Origin of the sequence: Flavobacterium sp. NRK F10 (assembly GCF_024054235.1) — a bacterium.
In the GTDB taxonomy this organism is placed as follows: Bacteria; Bacteroidota; Bacteroidia; order Flavobacteriales; family Flavobacteriaceae; genus Flavobacterium; species Flavobacterium sediminis.
Genome location: NZ_JAMXLC010000017.1, coordinates 1 through 211 on the forward strand (window position 1 = coordinate 1; position 211 = coordinate 211).

Annotated in this window: 1 protein-coding gene; it reads right to left on the reverse strand. The window is 44.5% G+C overall.

Translation table 11 applies throughout. The features are described 5' to 3' along the window. The coding region (locus NHF50_RS15650; RefSeq protein WP_252777371.1) for a hypothetical protein at window positions 1–211 on the reverse strand (211 nt) is incomplete at both ends.

Consider the following 211-nt stretch of genomic DNA (forward strand, 5'->3'; position numbering starts at 1 on the left):
GTACCTGATGGGATACTTAAACTGCCGTCTGTTCCTATCGATACGCCGGTTAATCCTCCGTCTGTTATTATTGTGATAACTATCTCTGTATCGTTAACCGATACTCCGTTTAAGGTGTCGTTTGTCGTTACATCGCCTGATACTCCGCCTGTATAACCGTTTACGGGAGCCCCACTAAAATCATCATCTATCGCATCGATAATGGCTGCAT